The 15,798-nt window shown below is 68.7% G+C and carries 13 protein-coding genes and 1 pseudogene; 12 read left to right on the plus strand and 2 right to left on the minus strand.

Annotated features, from left to right (window positions below; all coding sequences use genetic code 11):
- Positions 1–110: 110 nt before the first annotated feature.
- Together ABEA43_RS61520 and ABEA43_RS61525 are read right to left on the minus strand one after the other, a co-directional pair.
- Positions 111–1,283, minus strand: coding sequence for a sensor histidine kinase (locus ABEA43_RS61520; protein WP_345578026.1), 1,173 nt, complete (start codon positions 1,281–1,283; stop codon positions 111–113).
- Between the two features lie 53 nt (positions 1,284–1,336).
- Positions 1,337–1,990 (minus strand): response regulator transcription factor, encoded by a 654-nt coding sequence (locus tag ABEA43_RS61525; protein WP_345578029.1) that lies wholly within the window; start codon positions 1,988–1,990, stop codon positions 1,337–1,339.
- 134 nt (positions 1,991–2,124) lie between these two features.
- On the opposite strand from ABEA43_RS61525, the gene ABEA43_RS61530 reads away from it, so the two are divergent.
- The 12 genes and pseudogenes from ABEA43_RS61530 to ABEA43_RS61585 all read left to right on the plus strand — a co-directional run bounded on the left by ABEA43_RS61530 (position 2,125) and on the right by ABEA43_RS61585 (position 15,652).
- Positions 2,125–3,399, plus strand: coding sequence for an alpha/beta hydrolase family protein (locus ABEA43_RS61530; RefSeq protein WP_345578032.1), 1,275 nt, complete (start codon positions 2,125–2,127; stop codon positions 3,397–3,399).
- 35 nt (positions 3,400–3,434) lie between these two features.
- Complete coding sequence (locus ABEA43_RS61535; RefSeq protein ID WP_345578035.1) at positions 3,435–4,832, plus strand: S41 family peptidase; 1,398 nt, start codon at positions 3,435–3,437, stop codon at positions 4,830–4,832.
- A 15-nt stretch (positions 4,833–4,847) separates the two neighbouring features.
- Positions 4,848–5,393, plus strand: a complete 546-nt coding sequence (locus tag ABEA43_RS61540) for a hypothetical protein (RefSeq protein ID WP_345578038.1) — start codon at positions 4,848–4,850, stop codon at positions 5,391–5,393.
- Positions 5,390–6,445, plus strand: a complete 1,056-nt coding sequence (locus ABEA43_RS61545) for a peptidoglycan-binding protein (protein ID WP_345578040.1) — start codon at positions 5,390–5,392, stop codon at positions 6,443–6,445. Before ABEA43_RS61540 ends, ABEA43_RS61545 begins: the two co-directional genes overlap by 4 nt.
- A 5-nt stretch (positions 6,446–6,450) precedes the next feature.
- Positions 6,451–7,101 carry an ABC transporter ATP-binding protein gene (locus ABEA43_RS61550; protein ID WP_345578142.1) on the plus strand — a complete coding sequence of 217 codons (651 nt, stop codon included), beginning with the start codon at positions 6,451–6,453 and terminating at the stop codon, positions 7,099–7,101.
- On the plus strand, positions 7,102–8,307 hold the full coding sequence (locus ABEA43_RS61555) for an ABC transporter permease (protein WP_345578043.1): 1,206 nt from the start codon (positions 7,102–7,104) through the stop codon (positions 8,305–8,307).
- Between the two features lie 138 nt (positions 8,308–8,445).
- Entirely contained in the window at positions 8,446–9,561 is a 1,116-nt protein-coding gene (locus ABEA43_RS61560) for a serine hydrolase domain-containing protein (RefSeq protein WP_345578046.1), read from the plus strand.
- Between the two features lie 800 nt (positions 9,562–10,361).
- A pseudogene (locus tag ABEA43_RS61565) lies at positions 10,362–11,702 on the plus strand (Tn3 family transposase); the annotation flags it as partial.
- Positions 11,703–12,350: 648 nt separating this feature from the next.
- A complete protein-coding gene (locus ABEA43_RS61570) occupies positions 12,351–12,914 on the plus strand; it encodes a tyrosine-type recombinase/integrase (protein WP_345578145.1) in 564 nt (187 codons plus the stop codon).
- Positions 12,907–15,162: a tyrosine-type recombinase/integrase gene (locus tag ABEA43_RS61575; RefSeq protein WP_345578049.1), complete on the plus strand. Its 2,256-nt coding sequence runs from the start codon at positions 12,907–12,909 to the stop codon at positions 15,160–15,162. The genes ABEA43_RS61570 and ABEA43_RS61575 overlap by 8 nt, the downstream gene beginning before the upstream one ends.
- Positions 15,126–15,332, plus strand: coding sequence for a recombinase (locus ABEA43_RS61580; RefSeq protein ID WP_345578052.1), 207 nt, complete (start codon positions 15,126–15,128; stop codon positions 15,330–15,332). Before ABEA43_RS61575 ends, ABEA43_RS61580 begins: the two co-directional genes overlap by 37 nt.
- Positions 15,329–15,652: a Tn3 family transposase gene (locus tag ABEA43_RS61585; protein WP_345578055.1), complete on the plus strand. Its 324-nt coding sequence runs from the start codon at positions 15,329–15,331 to the stop codon at positions 15,650–15,652. Before ABEA43_RS61580 ends, ABEA43_RS61585 begins: the two co-directional genes overlap by 4 nt.
- The last annotated feature ends 146 nt before the right edge of the window (positions 15,653–15,798 follow it).

Raw genomic sequence — 15,798 nt, forward strand, 5'->3', positions numbered from 1 at the left:
GGCGTCGCCTTAGCGATCAGCCAGTCCCGCCACCATGCTGCCCGTTTCTGCCAGTGCGACTTACAGGGGGCGCTCAAGGCGGTGATGACGGTGGGGTGTCCAGAGGAAGGCTAGGTGTGCGCTGGAAACGTCACGGTGATGCGTATGCCGCCTTCCGGGTTTGGCCGGGCGTCGAGTTGTGCGCCGTGGGCGGCGGCGACAGCCTTGACGATGGACAGTCCGAGTCCGAGTCCGCTGTCGTGGCCGGCTCTGGCGGTGCCGGCGCGCTGGAACGGCTGGAACAGTCGGCCGAGCTCCGTTTCGGGGACACTGGGCCCGGTGTTGACCACCGTGAGCACGGCTTGTCCGTCCGCCTGGCCGGTGGTGACGTGGAGGGTGCCGGAGGGGACGTTGTGGCGCAGGCCGTTGTCCACCAGGTTGGTCACCAGGCGTTCGACGAGGCGGGGCGCGCCGGAGGCAGGAGCGGGATTGAGCGTCGTGGTGAGGCGAACGCCTCGGTCGGCGGCTTCGGAGGCGCGTGTGCGGATGATGTGATCGGTGATGTTGAATAGGTCGAAGGGTTCGTGGTGGTCGAGCCCGGTCTCGCTGCGTGCGAGGGTGAGCAGCGCCTCGATCAGCCGTTCCTGCTGGGCGTTGGCCGACAGCACCCGTTCGTGGGCGGCGCGCAGGGATTCGACGCCGGCGTCGGGGTTGGCCAGAGCCACCTGCACCATGGTGCGCTGCCGGGCCAAGGGGGTCCGTAGCTCGTGGGAGGCGTTGGCGATGAACTGGCGCTGGGCGTTGAAGGAGGCCTCCAGTCGGCCGAGTAGTTCGTCGAAGGTGTTGCCGAGCTCTTTGAGTTCGTCGTCCGGTCCGCCGAGTGCCAAGCGCGCGTGCAGGTTCGTCGCGGAGATCTGGCGTGCGCTCCTGGTGATCGTCCGTAGCGGGCTCAGGGCTCGGCCTGCGACGATCCAGCCCAGGACGATCGAGAGGACCGACATGATGGCCAGGGCGATCGCGGACTGGGTGAGGAGCTGGCGCAGCTCGGCCTCGTGCTGGCGCACGGCCTGGGCGCGCATGCGGCCCGCCTGCGCCTGGACCTGCTCGGGGGTGAGCCCTTCTGGCACGCTGAGGATGTGGGGGCTGACGTCGGCGGCGCTGCCGGGCTGGCCGATCAGGTGGCTGCCGTCCTGACCGTCGAAGACGACGGCGCTGGTGGCATGGGCTACCAGCACGTAGGTGATAGCGAGCAGGCCGGTGCCGGACAGCAGGAAGAGGGCGCCGTAGATCAGGGTCAGGCGCATGCGGAGGGTACGGCGAGGCGGGCGGGAAGGACTGGTGGCTGGCATGGGAACCTTCACACGCGGTAGCCGGACTTAGCCACGGTCTCGATGATCGGCGGATCGCCGAGCTTGGCCCGGAGCCGGCTGATCGTGGTCTTGACGGTGTGGCTGAACGGGTTGGCGAACTCGTCCCATACCCGTTCCAGCAGCTCTTCGGCGGACACGGTCCGCCCTTGGGAGGCGAGCAGCAGTTCCAGGACCCCGAACTCCTTGGGCGTGAGCTCCAGCGGCCGCCCGGCCCGGTAGGCCAGGCGCTGTGCGGTGTCCACCACGAGATCTCCATGGCGCAGGGTCGGCGGGACTGCGGGGTGGGCGCGCCGCGCCAGCGCGCCGATGCGAGCGACCAGCACCGGGAAGTCGAACGGCTTGGGCAGGTAGTCGTCGGCGCCGATGCCGAGCCCGTCGATGAGGTCCTCGTTGGTGGCCGCGGCGGTGAGCATGAGTACTCTGCTCCGGCATCCGGTGGTGATGAGTTCGGCGCAGATCTCATCGCCGTGCATGCCTGGCAGGTCCCGGTCCAGCAGGATCACGTCGTAGTCGTTGTCCAGGGCGCGGGTGAGCCCGCCGGGGCCGTCGAGCGCGACGTCCACGGCCATCCGCAAGCGGCGCAGGCCCTCGGCGATCGCCTCGGCCATCTCCTCGTCATCCTCGATCACGAGTACCCGCACATCGGTTCCTCCCTCGTTGTCCTGGGCGCAGGGTGGCGTGCCGGGGGTTACGGGAAGGTATCAGCGCCTGGCCTCCGGCGGCTCCGGCTCGACGATACCTTTCTGTAACCGCTGCCTCGGTAGACCTCTCTGCCATGGAAGATGACATGCACAGCGCCGCCTTCAGCCGGCGCGGACTCCTGACGGGGGCGGCGGGTCTCGCCCTGGGACTGGCGGTGGCGCCGTCCACGGCTGCGCGGGCGTCCGCTGGGCGGCTGAGGCTGCCGGCGCCCACAGGCTCCTACGACATCGGCACGGTGGCGCTGCGTCTGGTGGATCGTGGCCGGCGGGATCCATGGTGGCAGACCAAGCACGACCGCGAGCTGATGGTCACCCTGTGGTACCCCGCCAAAGGCGGCGCAGCGACCACTGTCTGGATGCAGCCGAAAGAACTGGCCCACTATCGGATCACGGTCACCAAGAACCTGCTGCAGACCGCCAAGCAGATGGAACTGGGCGAGGTGGACATCGATCTGAGCAAGGTGCGCTTCCCGCTCACCCACGCCCGTAGCAGCGCGCCGGTCAGGCCCTCCTCGTCCCGCCCCTATCCGGTGGTGCTCTACTCGCCGGGCGCCGGAGAGTCCCGCTGGCTGGGCACCACACTCGTGGAGGACCTGGCCAGCCGTGGTTACGTCGTCGTCGCGATCGACCACACCTACGACGCCGGCGCGGTGCAGTTCCCCGGCGGACGGGTCGAGACCGTCAGGCCCGGCCTCGACGAGAACGGCGCCTACAGCGTGATGAAGGTGCGCATCGCCGACACGAAGTTCGTGCTCGACCAGCTCATCGCGAACCGCTCGCTGCCGAAGGGACTGGCCGGCAGCTTGGACCTGGACCGGATCGGTATGTTCGGGCACTCCCTGGGCGGTTCGACCGCGGCCCAGGCCATGGCGAACGACTCACGGATCAAGGCCGGGATCAACCTCGACGGCCACGTCGTCCCGACCGTCTCGGTCGATCCGTCGAAGACGACACCGGAGCAGGCGGCCGAGTTGGTGGGCGAGGTCGCCACCAAGATCGGCAAGCGGCCCTTTCTGATCTTCAGCAGCAACGGCAAGGGACCCGAGGAGCTCGGCGTCCTGATGTCCGGCTTCTGGAACAAGCTGCGCGGTGAGCGGCACTACCTGTCCATCGTCGGCACGACTCACGCCAGCTACACCGATGTGAAGTCGATCATTCACCAGCTGGCGGCGATGAAGGTCATTCCCGAGGCTCTGACCCAGACGGTGGGCACGATCAGCGCGGAACGGGCGGCCGCCGCCGAGCGCGCCTACATCGCCGCCTTCTTCGACCGCCATCTCCGCGGCGGCGACGGCCGCTTGCTGAACGGGCCGTCCGAGAAGTACCCCGACGTTCGGTTCTTCCAGTGAAGACCTCTGTGCCGACGATCACACGTCTACTCGCCGTGTCCCTCGGAGCACTGCTCCTGGTGCCGGGCGCTGCGGCGCAGGCCGAGCAGGGCACAGCGGTGCGGGCCGTGCAGGACACGACGGCATGTGCCGCAGCCAACGGCCCGGGGCAGCCCGAACCGCTGAAGGCCACCACGATCACCACCATCGAACAGGTGTACCGCTGCATTTTCGACCACTACTACGGCAGCAAGGCTCTCGACGGCCGCAAGCTGTTGGTGGCGGCGTTCGCCGCGTTCGCCCAGGAGCTGCACCGTCGCGGACAGGACCGCCCCGAGGCGGTGATGCCCGCGCTGACGGGCGACCGCAGCGGTGACTGGGACGCCTTCGGCGCCGTATACCAGCGCGTGACCGGCTCGCTGCCGCAAGACGCCGTGCTGCGGCAGGCACTGGCTGCGGCGACCCTCGGCGGCATGATCCGCGCTTTGGGTGACAACCATGCCAGGTGGCAGCGCACCGAACTGCCGCCCGGCTACCAGCCGGGCCAGGAGTACGGCTTGGGCATGACCACCTTTCCCTCCAGCGGCTTGATGAACGGTGCGCCGCAACAGGCGCTGCCCCCCTTGTATGTCCGCAGCGTGCTCGGTGGAGCGGCCGCCGAGCACGACCTGCGCCCCGGCGACGTCATCGAGACGGTCGACGGCGACACGCCGTTCGCCGGCGGCGTCCTGTCGCCGGGCGTGGTGAACCTGCTCTACCCGAGCTACCCGCGCACCTCCGCGGTCCACCTCAAGCTGCGCCGTCCGGCCACGGGCCGCACCTGGACGGTGGCGCTGAAGCCCGCCTTGTACGAGCCCGCCGCCAAAACCGTGGCCGCCAAGCTCCTGAACGGCGACATCGCCTACGTCAAGCTGACCGGCTTCGCGCCGAAGGCCGCCGACGCGGTGCTCAAGGCGATCACCGACCTGGGCACGCCGAAGGGCGTCGTGCTCGATGTGCGCGGCAACCGCGGCGGCTCCTCGGCCGAGGTCGACCGGCTGCTCGGCGCGTTCGCCCACGGCAAGGTCACCGCCTACCTGTGCGACGGCGCGGGTGCGTGCACCGCGAGCCGCACCGACGACACCGTCCCGCTGCTGAACCTCCCCCTGGCCGTGCTCACCGACCGTGACTGCGCCTCGGCCTGCGATCACTTCACCTCCGCGGTCAAGGCCAACGGCCTGGGCGCTCTCGTCGGCACACGTACCGCCGGCATCGTGTCGGGCCCGGCCACCGCATACGCGCTGGACGACGGCAGCGCGCTGCTCCTGCCCGCCCTCTACCACCTCGGGCCCGGCCGCGAGGTCATCGACCGCAGCGGCACGCCGCCCCACCACTACGTGCCGACGACCGCGAAGGACATGTCCACCGGGCGCGATCCCGTGCTGGCCAGGGCGCTGACTGTGCTCGCCGGCTAGAGAAGGAGACGTTTCATGCGTATCACCACGGTCATGGCGTACGGCTTGCTGACCCTGGTTCTGGCTGCTTGCGGCCAGAACCAGGAGACCGGCGCCTCAGTCGCCTCGGCGGGAAGCCCCGCCGCCACGACGAGCGCCGCCAGTACCGCCTCGGGCAATGACGGCGGGCTGAAGTTCGCGCAGTGCATGCGCGAGAACGGCATCGAGATGCCCGACCCGGAAGGGTCCGATGGGCGGATCCAGGTCAGGCTCCCGGAGGGAGCCGACCCTCAGAAGGCCAAGACGGCGATGGAGCAGTGCAAACAGCACCTGCCCAACGGCGGCGAGCCGGAGCAGGCCGACCCGCAAAAGCTGGAGCAGCAGCGCAAGTTCGCCCAGTGCATGCGGGACAACGGCGTGCCCAAGTTCCCCGACCCAGACGCGAGCGGCGGCTTCAAGATGGGCCCCGACACCGGCATGGACCCCAACGACCCCAAGGTTCAGGCGGCCCGCCAGACGTGCGCCAAGTTCCAGCCGGCCGCGCCATCGGGCGCCCCGACCGAGACTTGGAGCGGCGGGTGAGCAGATGGCTGTTCGCGGGTCTGGCCGCGGCGGTGCTCGCCGCCGCGGCCTGGCTCTGGCTGGGCGGCGCCACGGCAGGCGCACCGCAGCAGACGGCGGCGGGCGGCCTGCCACCGGCCACCACGAAGGTCACCCGGCAGACCCTCGTGGACACCCAGACCAAGGCGGGCACCCTCGGTCACGGCCCGCAAACGGTCCTGTCGAGCAAGCTGGCCGGGACCCTGACCCGCGTGCCCGCCGTGGGGGCCACCGTCAAGCGCGGCAAGACCGTCTACCGCGTCGACGACACCCCGGTCATGCTCCTGTACGGCTCGCTGCCCGCCTACCGCGCGCTGTCGCCCGGCGTCGAAGGCACCGACGTCGAGCAGTTCGAGCGCAACCTGCGCGCACTGGGCTACGACGGCTTCACCCTGGATGAGACCTACTCCTCCCAGACCGCCACGGCGGTGCGGGAGTGGCAGGAAGACCTCGGCCTGCCGCAGACGGGGACGGTGGAGCTCGGCCGGGTCGTGTACACGGTCGGACCGGTACGAGTGGACGCCCACAAGGCCACCGCCGGCGACGCCCTCCAGCCGGGAACGGCGGTGCTGGCCGTCACGGGCACCACGCGCGTGGTCACCGTGGAACTGGAGGTGTCGGAGCAGCATCTGGCCACGAAAGGCGCCACGGCAGCCATCGAGCTGCCCGACGGCAAGACCATCAAGGGCAAGGTGGCCAAGACCCAGGTCGTGATCGACACAGGCGACGACGGCGGCGGCGAGACGGCGGACCCGGAGACGAAGATCGAGGTCACGATCACGATCAGCGGTAAGAAGGCCGCCTTTGACCAGGCTTCGGTGGACGTCGCGTTCACCGCCTCCAGCCGCAAGAACGTGCTGACCGTGCCGGTGGCCGCACTGCTCGCCCTCGCCGAGGGCGGCTACGGCGTCCAAGCGGTGGACGGCACCGCCACCCGTATCGTGCCCGTGCGCACCGGTCTGTTCGCCGGCGGCCGGGTCGAGGTGACGGGCGGCGGCCTGAGCGAAGGCCTGACGGTGGGGATGCCGTCATGAGCGCCATGGTCGAACTCGAGGAGGTGACCAAGTCCTACCCCGGCGGCGTGACGGCCCTGGGCGGCGTCACGTTGTCCATCGGGCACGGAGAGATGGTCGCCATCGTGGGCCCGTCCGGCTCGGGCAAGTCGACCATGCTGAACCTGATCGGCACCCTGGACCGGCCCACCTCCGGCACGGTCCGCATCGACGGTCACGACGTGGCCGCGCTGGCCGACCGTAGGTTGTCGGCCCTGCGCGCCCGCCGGATCGGCTTCGTCTTCCAGCAGTTCCATCTTGCCCCCGGCTTGTCCGCCCTGGACAACGTCGCCGACGGGCTGCTCTATACCGGCCTGTCGAAGCGGCAGCGCCTGCGCCGGGCCAAGGAGGCGCTGCTGCGCGTCGGGCTCGGCGACCGGCTCAGTCACCGGTCGCACGAGCTGTCCGGCGGGCAGCGGCAGCGGGTGGCCATCGCCAGGGCGGTGGCCGGCGAGCCGGGACTGCTGCTGGCCGACGAGCCGACCGGGAACCTGGACTCGGCCTCCGGGGCCGGCGTGATGGCGCTGCTGCGCGAGTTGCACACCGCCGGCACCACGGTCGTGGTCATCACCCACGACCGGGAGATCGCCGCGAACCTGCCCCGTCAGGTGGCCATGCGCGACGGGGCGGTGATCTGAATGCCCGCGGACATGATGTCGCCCGCCCGGTTGCGTCCGCGCGACGTGCTCAGCGTGGGCGCGTCCGGATTGCGCACCCGCCCGCTGCGGGCGTTCCTGTCGGCGCTGGGCGTCGCGATCGGCATCGCGGCGATGATCGCCGTGGTCGGCATCTCCTCCTCCAGCAGGGCCGAGCTGGATCGCACGCTGGACGCGCTCGGCACCAACCTGCTCACCGTGTCGCCCGGCGACACGGTGTTCGGCGAGGACGCCACGCTGCCCCGCGAGGCCGTCGAGATGATCTCCAGAATCGGCCCCGTGAAGCAGGTCGCCGCCACCGGCAAGGTCGCCGACACCCGCGTCTACCGCAACGACCGCATCCCCGAGGCGCAGAGCGGGGGCATCTCCGTACAGGCCGCGCACCTGGACCTGCCGCGGACCGTCGGCGCCGCCATCGCCCACGGCACCTGGCTCAACGCCGCGACCGCACGGTACCCGGCCGTGGTTCTGGGTGCCACGGCCGCCCGGCGGCTCGGCGTCGGGGACGCGGGAGAGCACGTTCAGGTGCTGCTCGGCGGCAGATGGTTCACCGTCGTCGGCATCCTGGCGCCGGTGCCGCTGGCCGCCGAACTGGACTCGGCGGCGCTGATCGGCTGGCCGGCCGCGGCCTCCTACCTCGGCTTCGACGAACGGCCCACCACCGTCTACACCCGCAGCGCCGACGCCGCCGTGGAAGCGGTACGGGCGGTGCTGGCGGCCACCGCCAACCCGCCGGCGCCCAACGAGGTGAAGGTCTCCCGGCCGTCGGACGCGCTGGCCGCCCGCCAGGCCACCGACCGCGCCTTCACCGGGCTGCTGCTCGGCCTGGGCGGCGTCGCCCTGCTGGTCGGCGGCGTCGGGGTGGCCAACACCATGGTCATCTCGGTCCTGGAACGCCGCGCGGAGATCGGGCTGCGCCGCTCACTCGGCGCGACCCGGGGCCAGATCCGGCTGCAGTTCCTGACCGAGTCGCTGGTGCTCTCCGCCCTCGGCGGCCTCGCCGGCGTCCTGGCCGGAGCCGCCGTGACCGCCGTGTACGCCACTAGCCAGACCTGGCCCGCCGTCGTGCCCGTGTGGACGATGGCGGGCGGCGTGGCCGCCACCGTGCTGGTCGGCGCGATCGCCGGCCTGTACCCGGCCATCCGCGCTGCCCGTCTGGCACCCACCGAAGCCCTGGCCGCGGCCTGAACCTGTTGTTCGCCGCACGGAAGCGCGGGACGACCGCAGACCGTGCGGAGAAAGACCTCAACGTTCCAACGTCGCAGGAAACCACGGCATGAGCCGAGCTTCCCCCAGCGACGCATTCCCATCGAAAAGGACGACAAGATGTCTCGTGTCAAATCCGCCGCCATAGCCGGCCTCGCCTGCACGACGCTGGTCCTGGGTGTCGCCGCGCCCGCCACCGCCGTGCGGGCGGGTTTCTCGTGGACGGCCGCAAGCATGGCACCGACCAGCGCCGAGGTGCAGCGTGCGGTGAACGAGTTGGCCAAGCGGTCCGGCGTGGTAGGCGTCATCGCCGAGGCCTACTACGACGGCAAGCGCGTCGCCCGCGCAACCGCCGGCTCCCGCCTGCTCGACGGCAAGGGCGGCATGATCCCCTCCGGATCCCGCTACCGGGCCTGGTCCCAGACCAAGTTCATGACCGCCGCGGTCCTGCTGCAACTGGTCGACGAAGGCAAGCTGGGCGTCGACGACAAGCTCAGCGACGTCCTGCCGATCGTGGCCGAGAAGGATCTCGTGGAGCGCGCCGACGAGATCACCGTACGCCAGCTCATCCAGCACACCTCCGGCATCCCCGACTACCCCGGCCAGATCCAACCCTTCGACACCACCTACAAATCCCCACTCGACCTAGTGAAGATCTCCCGCAAGCTGCCCCGCAAGCAGGAACCGGGCGAGAAGCCCGCCTACTCCAACACCAACTACGTCCTGCTCGGCCTGATCGTGGAGAAGCTGACAGGCAGGACACTCGGCCAAGAGTTCGGCCGGCGGCTGTTCACCCCCTTGAAGATGACCCGCACCTACCTGCCCACCAAGCCCACCCAGGGCATCAAGGGACCGCACGGCCACGGCTACCACCCCGACGAGCAAGGCGAGCTACGCGACGCCGACGGGGTCAACGCCACCGACCCGTGGGCCGCCGGCGGCGTGGTCTCCACCGCGCACGACCTGTCCGCCTTCTACCGCGCGTTCCAGCGGGGCAAGCTGCTGCCCCAGGACTTGCAGAAGATTCTCATGCCCCGCCCGGGCGGCCAGGCGGCAGACCCCGCACGATGCGCCGACCCGTTCATGGGCGCCGGTCCCGGCTCCCTCTCCGTGACCTCCGCCTCCCCCGACGGCCACCTCCAACTCGCCGTGTCAGCCACCCTGTCCACCGACCAGCCCAGCCTGGGCCAGGCCATCGCGGAAACCTCCCGGGCGGTGCTGTGCCCCACGCAATAGACCTGGTCACCTGAGCAGCAGGGACAAGGATGACCAGATGATCACGACCGCCAGGTCATCGAGCTCCCCGCATCAGGCGTCTGTATCGCGACGTTTCAGCGGCGATCCGGGGCGGCCCGCCGCCCCGGATCGGCAGGCGAGAGCCGGCGACGAAGGACTCACCCTCCGGGTGCGTGGTCCGTCGAGCCGGCGTTCGCAGCGATGGGGAGTCGAGGTCGCCCCCAGCGCGGTCAGGAGCGCTTCAGCGGCTCCATCCTGGCCCTGTAATCGCTTACTGATGGTGCACGATGCGGCGACATGTGTTGTCACGAGCCATTGAATCCGGGTGGCGGGCCCGGGCGATGAAGATGTACCCCTCGGACTTCGAGGCGGCGCCGGCGCCGATCCGCATCACGCTGCTGGCCGCGTTGTGCCATGTCCGGCAGGCCGAGATCACCGACGGTCTCGTGGAGCTGCTGGTCCAGCTCGTCCACAAGATCAGCGTGCGGGCAGAGAAGAAGGTCGAGGGCGAGCTCAACGCCGAGTTCCGGCGGGTGCACGGCAAGAGCGGCATCTTGGTGAAGCTCGCGACCGCGGCGTTGGGGCTGCCGGAGGAGATCGTCCGCAAGGCCCTGTACCCGGTGGTCGGCAAGCGGACGTTGGAGGACATCATCGCCGAGGCCAAGGCGAACGAGAAGGAGTTCAACACCCGGGTCCGGACCAAGCTGCGCGGCTCCTACTCCCACCACTATCGGCGCGGTCTGCCCAAACTGCTGCGGGCGGTGACGTTCGGGTGCAGCAACGACACCTTCCGGCCGGTGATGGACGCGCTGGACCTGCTGGAGCGGTACGCCGATTCCGACGAGGACTTCTACGCTGCCTCCGAGGTGGTGCCGTTGGAGCATGTGGTGCCCGAGGACTGGAAGGAAGCGGTGGTCGACCCCGACACCTGGCTGGTCGAGCGGATCCCGTATGAGCTGTGTGTCCTGGTGGCGTTGCGCAAGGCGATCCGACGCCGGGAGATCTTGGTGGAGGGCGGCAACACCTGGCGCAATCCCGACCACGACCTGCCGGTCGACTTCGAGGACAACCGGGACGTGCACTACGAGGCGCGGGCCAAGCCCCGCGACCCCGCCGACTTCATCGCCGACCTCAAAAAACGGCACGTCGCGGCGCTGGACCGGTTGAACAAGGGGGTGAAGAAGCACGCCACCGGCGGCGTGAGGATTACGAAGAAGAAGGGCGAGGCGTGGATCAGCGTCCCACCGGTCGGTACGAACATGGGGATCAGACGGGTCGCCGACGGCACGGCCGCAGTCGCGGGGATGGAGGCCGACACCGAGGTCGCGCTGCGCCGCACCCGCCGGATGTTCGTCAACCGCGACAACCTGCGGGCCGCGATCCGCACTGTGGTCAACAAGACGCTGGAGGCACGCGACATCTCCCGGTGGGGGCCGGGCACCGCGTGCGCGTCGGATTCGCGCAAGTTCGGCTCCTGGTCAGCGAACTTCATAACCGAGTAGCACCAACGATATGGAGGTGCCGGAATTATGGTGTACTGGCACGTAGAACGCAAAAATGTGTGCATCTACAGCCAGGTCCGGTCCACGACGGACTCCGAGGTCGCCTCGATGATCGAGGGCCTGCTCCGGCACCTGACCAGCACAGAGATCGACCGCCAGTACACAGATACTCATGGAGCTTCGGTCGTTGGTTTTGCCTTCTCGCATCTGCTGGACTTCAAGCTGCTGCCCCGGCTGAAGAACATCGGCTCGGCCCGCCTGTACCGGCCGGGCCTGACCGAAGGCGAGGCCTGGCCGGAGCTGGACAGCGTCCTGTCGGGCAAGAGCATCGACTGGGAACTGATCGCCAACCAGTACGACCAGATGATCAAATACGCCACCGCTCTGCGGCTGCGCACCGCCGAGGCCCACCAGATGCTGCGCCGCTTCACCCGCGGCGGCCCCAAGCACCCCACCTACCGGGCCATCGAGGAACTCGGCCGGGTGATCCGCACCGTCTTCATCTGCGACTACCTCGCCGAGGAAGAACTCCGGCGCGAAATCCACGAGGGCCTCAACGTGGTGGAGAACTGGAACTCGGCCAACAAGGACATCTTCTCCCTGTTAACTGCACTTCTATCCCACCCCTCACAGGGGAACCAGGAGAGGAGAGCAGTCCTTGGACGACGTACGCACGGCTCTGTTGGAAGGGCGGATCGACCTGCCCCGCATCGGCGAGGTTCGAGCAGGAACCCGTCCGTCCTTGCCCTTCCTCGTCCTCGACGCCAGCGAGACCGAGATCGATCCGATCAGCAAGTACCTGCAAGATCTCGTACTTGGCGACGCCAGTCCGCTGACGTGCCGGTCCTATCGCATGATCTATTGCGCTGGTGGCGGCTGCTCGATCTCCTTGATGTCAGCTGGGAACGGGCGATGAGCGGAGAGGTGACCGTGCTGGTCGGCTGGCTGCGTACGGCTCGTAACCCGCAGCGGCGACGCTCCTCCAGCCTTCGGCCAGGCACGGTCAACCTGCGCACCGGCAAGGCGGCCCTGCCGGAGGGATACGCACCCTCGACGATCAACCACACGTTGTCGGTCCTGTCGAGTTTCTACGCCTTCCACGCTCACTACGGACGAGGCCCGGCGATCAACCCAGTGCCGGACCAGCAGGGTCGCCGGGCGATGCTGGCGCACCGCAGTCCGCTGGAGCCTCACCGGCTCGCGCCCCGGGCACGGCTGCGCCAGAAAGTCACCGATCAAGCTCCACGGTCCATCCCCGACCGGTTGTGGGGTGAGCTGTTCGAGGCGATGACCTGCGATCGGGACCGAGCGCTGCTGGCCTTCTACGTCTCCAGCGGGGCCAGAGCCAGCGAACTCCTTCAGCTGCGGCTGGAACACGTGGACTGGGCGGGCATGCGGATCTGGGTCGTGTCGAAGGGATCACAGACGCTGCAGGAGGTCCCCGCTTCGCCGGAGGCCGTCGCCTATCTTGCCCTCTATCTCGACGAGCACGGGCTGCCGCAGGATGACCAGCCGGTCTGGCGGGCCTTGCACGGTCGGCCCCGGCCGCTGACCTATTCGGCGATGCGCGCCGTGTTGAACAGGGCCAACGTCAAGCTGGGAACCAACTGGACGTTGCACGACCTGCGTCATACGGCGGCCGCGCGCATGGCCGGCGACCCGGAGCTGAGCATCGTGGAGGTCCAGGCCGTGCTGCGGCACCGGCATCTGTCCACTACCGAACGCTACACTCGCATCCGAGTCGAAGAACTGATCGACAAGCTACAGGAGCACTACGCCAGACCGCAGGTCGAGCGGCACTTCTCACCAGGCTATGACCCCGCCGACATCCAGGCGGTGTTCGGTGGCTGAGACCAAGGCGTGGCGCACCAAGCCCCGGCCCGTGGCCCCCGACCAGGAGATCCCTGGACGGTGGGGTGGCATCTTGCGCGCCGTCCCGGCCAGGCCCACCATCCCACCGCAGCCCCGTGGTGACCTGACCCAGGCGACACCCGAGGAGATCGCCGCGGTGTCGCAGTCCACCTGGGACGACTGGCGAACCCGCGAGTATCGGCGCGAGGCGGCGATCAAACGACTGCTGCACCACCTGGAGCAATTCCCTGGCGAGACCTGGCAGCAACGCTGGGAATCCAGCGGGCTGGACCTACCCGGACAGTTGGTTCGCGACCTGGAGAGGCCCGAGGACCGAGGACGGTCCACGATCACTGGCGGCCTGGAAGCGCTGCTCTGCCTGCGGGTGATCCGGCCGAGTCTTCCAGCGATGCGCTCCAACAAGTTCCTCTCCTACGCCAAGACGTTCCGCGTCGCGCAGGACGATCCACTGCTGGACCGCTTCTTCAAGCAGACCGAGGCCGCCGAGGTCAGCCACCTCTACCGGAACCGGGCGCTGCTCGACGTCTGCTGCGCACTGACCACGCAGGGCATCGTCCTGGCAGACCTGACTCCCGAGGCGTTCCTGCACTATGCCAAGGAGTGTCGTGAGCTGGCGGGAGTCGTCAACACCTCGACCACCCGGTTCACCGGCCACCTGGCCTGGGAGGTCCTGCATGAGATGGAGCACTTCCCGCCGCAGACCCCGCGGACGCTGCGAACGGCGTTGCGGGCCGGACGTCTGTCCGTCGAGCAGTTGGTCCGCCGCTACCCGGTCGCCAACCCGCAGATCGCCCAACTGTTCATCGACTACCTGAGCCGTCGCCAGCCCGGCCTGGACTACAGCTCCATCGAGGGCCTGTCCCGGGAACTGGTCAACACCTTCTGGTGCACCGTCGAGAAGATCAACCCCGACCAGGCCGACCTGCGCCTGTCGGAGGAGACCTATCAGCAATGGCGCGCCGAGCTGAAGTTCAAGCCCGACGGATCACCGCGGCTCTCCCAAGACAGCGCGCTGATGGCCGTCCGGGCCTTCTACTACGACCTGCAGGCATGGGCCGCCGAAGAGCCCGGGCAGTGGGCACGGTGGGTGGCGCCCTGTCCGATCCGTGATCCAGAGACCCGCGGCAAGGCTGCCCGGCGCCGCCGCAGCTCCGAACGAGTCGCCGATCGCACCCGTCGTCGGCAGCCTCTGCTGCCCGCGCTCGTTGCGCACATCGAGGACAAGTACGCGCGCTTCGCCGAACTCCTGGCCGCCGGCGACGCGGCGGCACCCGGCGAAATAGTCACCGTTGACGGCCGCGCCTACCAGCGAGTGTTCACCGACTATGATCGCCGCCGCCAGACCGAGTTCGGTCAAGCCCACGTCCGAGTACGCGACCAAGAGACCGGCGAGCTCGTGAACGTCTCTCGCAAGGAGCAGAAGGCCTTCTGGGAGTGGGCGATCGTGGAAACCCTGCGTCACAGTGGCGTCCGCGTCGAGGAGCTGCTGAAGCTCACGCAGCTGAGCGTCCGCCAGTATCAGCGGCCCAACGGCGAGGTCGTCGCCCTCCTGGTGATCGCACCCTCCAAGACGGACCGGGAGCGTGTCATCCCGATGTCGGCCGAGCTGTTCCACGTCATCGCGGCCATCATCCGCCGCCACACCCGCGACCGGCCGACCATCTCCCTGGTCACCCGCTTCGACCCGCACGACAAGCAGACCAGCTCACCGCAGCCGTTCCTCTTTCAGCGCGTCGTCGGTTCCCGCCGCGAGGCCTTCAGCTCGACCACCGTGGTGCACATCCTCGGCCAGCTCTGCGCAGACCTCGCCGAACAGCGCCGAGAGTTCGCCGAGGCCAAGTTCACCCCGCACGACTTCCGGCGGCTTCTGGCCACCGACCTGGTCAACAGTGGCCTGCCCATCCACATCGGGGCAGCGCTACTCGGACATCTCGATCTTGGGACCACCCGCGGCTATGTCGCGGTCTTCGAGGAGGATCTCGTCCGCCACTATCAAGCTCACCTGGCTCGGCGCCGCAAACTACGCCCGACCACGAGTATCGGCCGGCCAACGAGAGTGAATGGCGAGAGTTCGAGGAACACTTCGACAGACGCAAGGCCGAGCTCGGCAACTGCGGCCGCCCCTACGGAACCCCTTGCCCGCACGAGCACGCTTGTTTGCGATGTCCCGTCCTGCAGATCGGTCCCAAGATGCTGCCCCGCCTCGACGAGCTCGAGACCGACCTGACCGCACGCCGCAGCCGAGCTGAACACGAAGGCTGGCTGGGTGAGATCGAGGGCATCGACCTCACCCTCACCTTCCTTCGGCAGAAACGCGAGCAAGCCCAGCGGCACCGGCGCACCACCGTCGCTCTCGGCCTGCCTACTCGGCCGAGCATGCCGAAGACGAGTTCATGATCAAAGTTGCGAAGTGCAGAGAATACGGCAAGGCCGGTGATCTGACCGGCGACGACCGCGAACACGTCAAGGTCTCCGCCCTCGCTCTTCACCTGGTCCAGGCCGCGATCGTCTACCTGGTAAACACCAGGATGGTACAGATCGTCCCCGCCGAGCCGAAGTGGCAGAAGAAGCTCACCGACGCCGACCGGCGCGGCCTATCGGCCCTCTTCTGGAGCCACCTGAACCTGTACGGCAAATTCGAACTCGACATGAGCAAACAGCTCGACCTCGGGCCGGGGCCGAGCGCCGAGGTTCAACAGTCAGATGATCCGCTCTGAGTGACGAATGACCCCTGCTGGACGACGCGGCTGGCTGCGGGAAGGGGAGCCAAATTGTCACCTCATGGGCGTCTGGGCTCCGGCACGTGCGGCCAACCGGGTCAAAACCGTCGTACGTCAGGAGGGAGGTAAATAGGCTGACCGAA

The organism is Nonomuraea rosea, assembly GCF_039539705.1.
Classification (GTDB): domain Bacteria; phylum Actinomycetota; class Actinomycetes; order Streptosporangiales; family Streptosporangiaceae; genus Nonomuraea; species Nonomuraea rosea.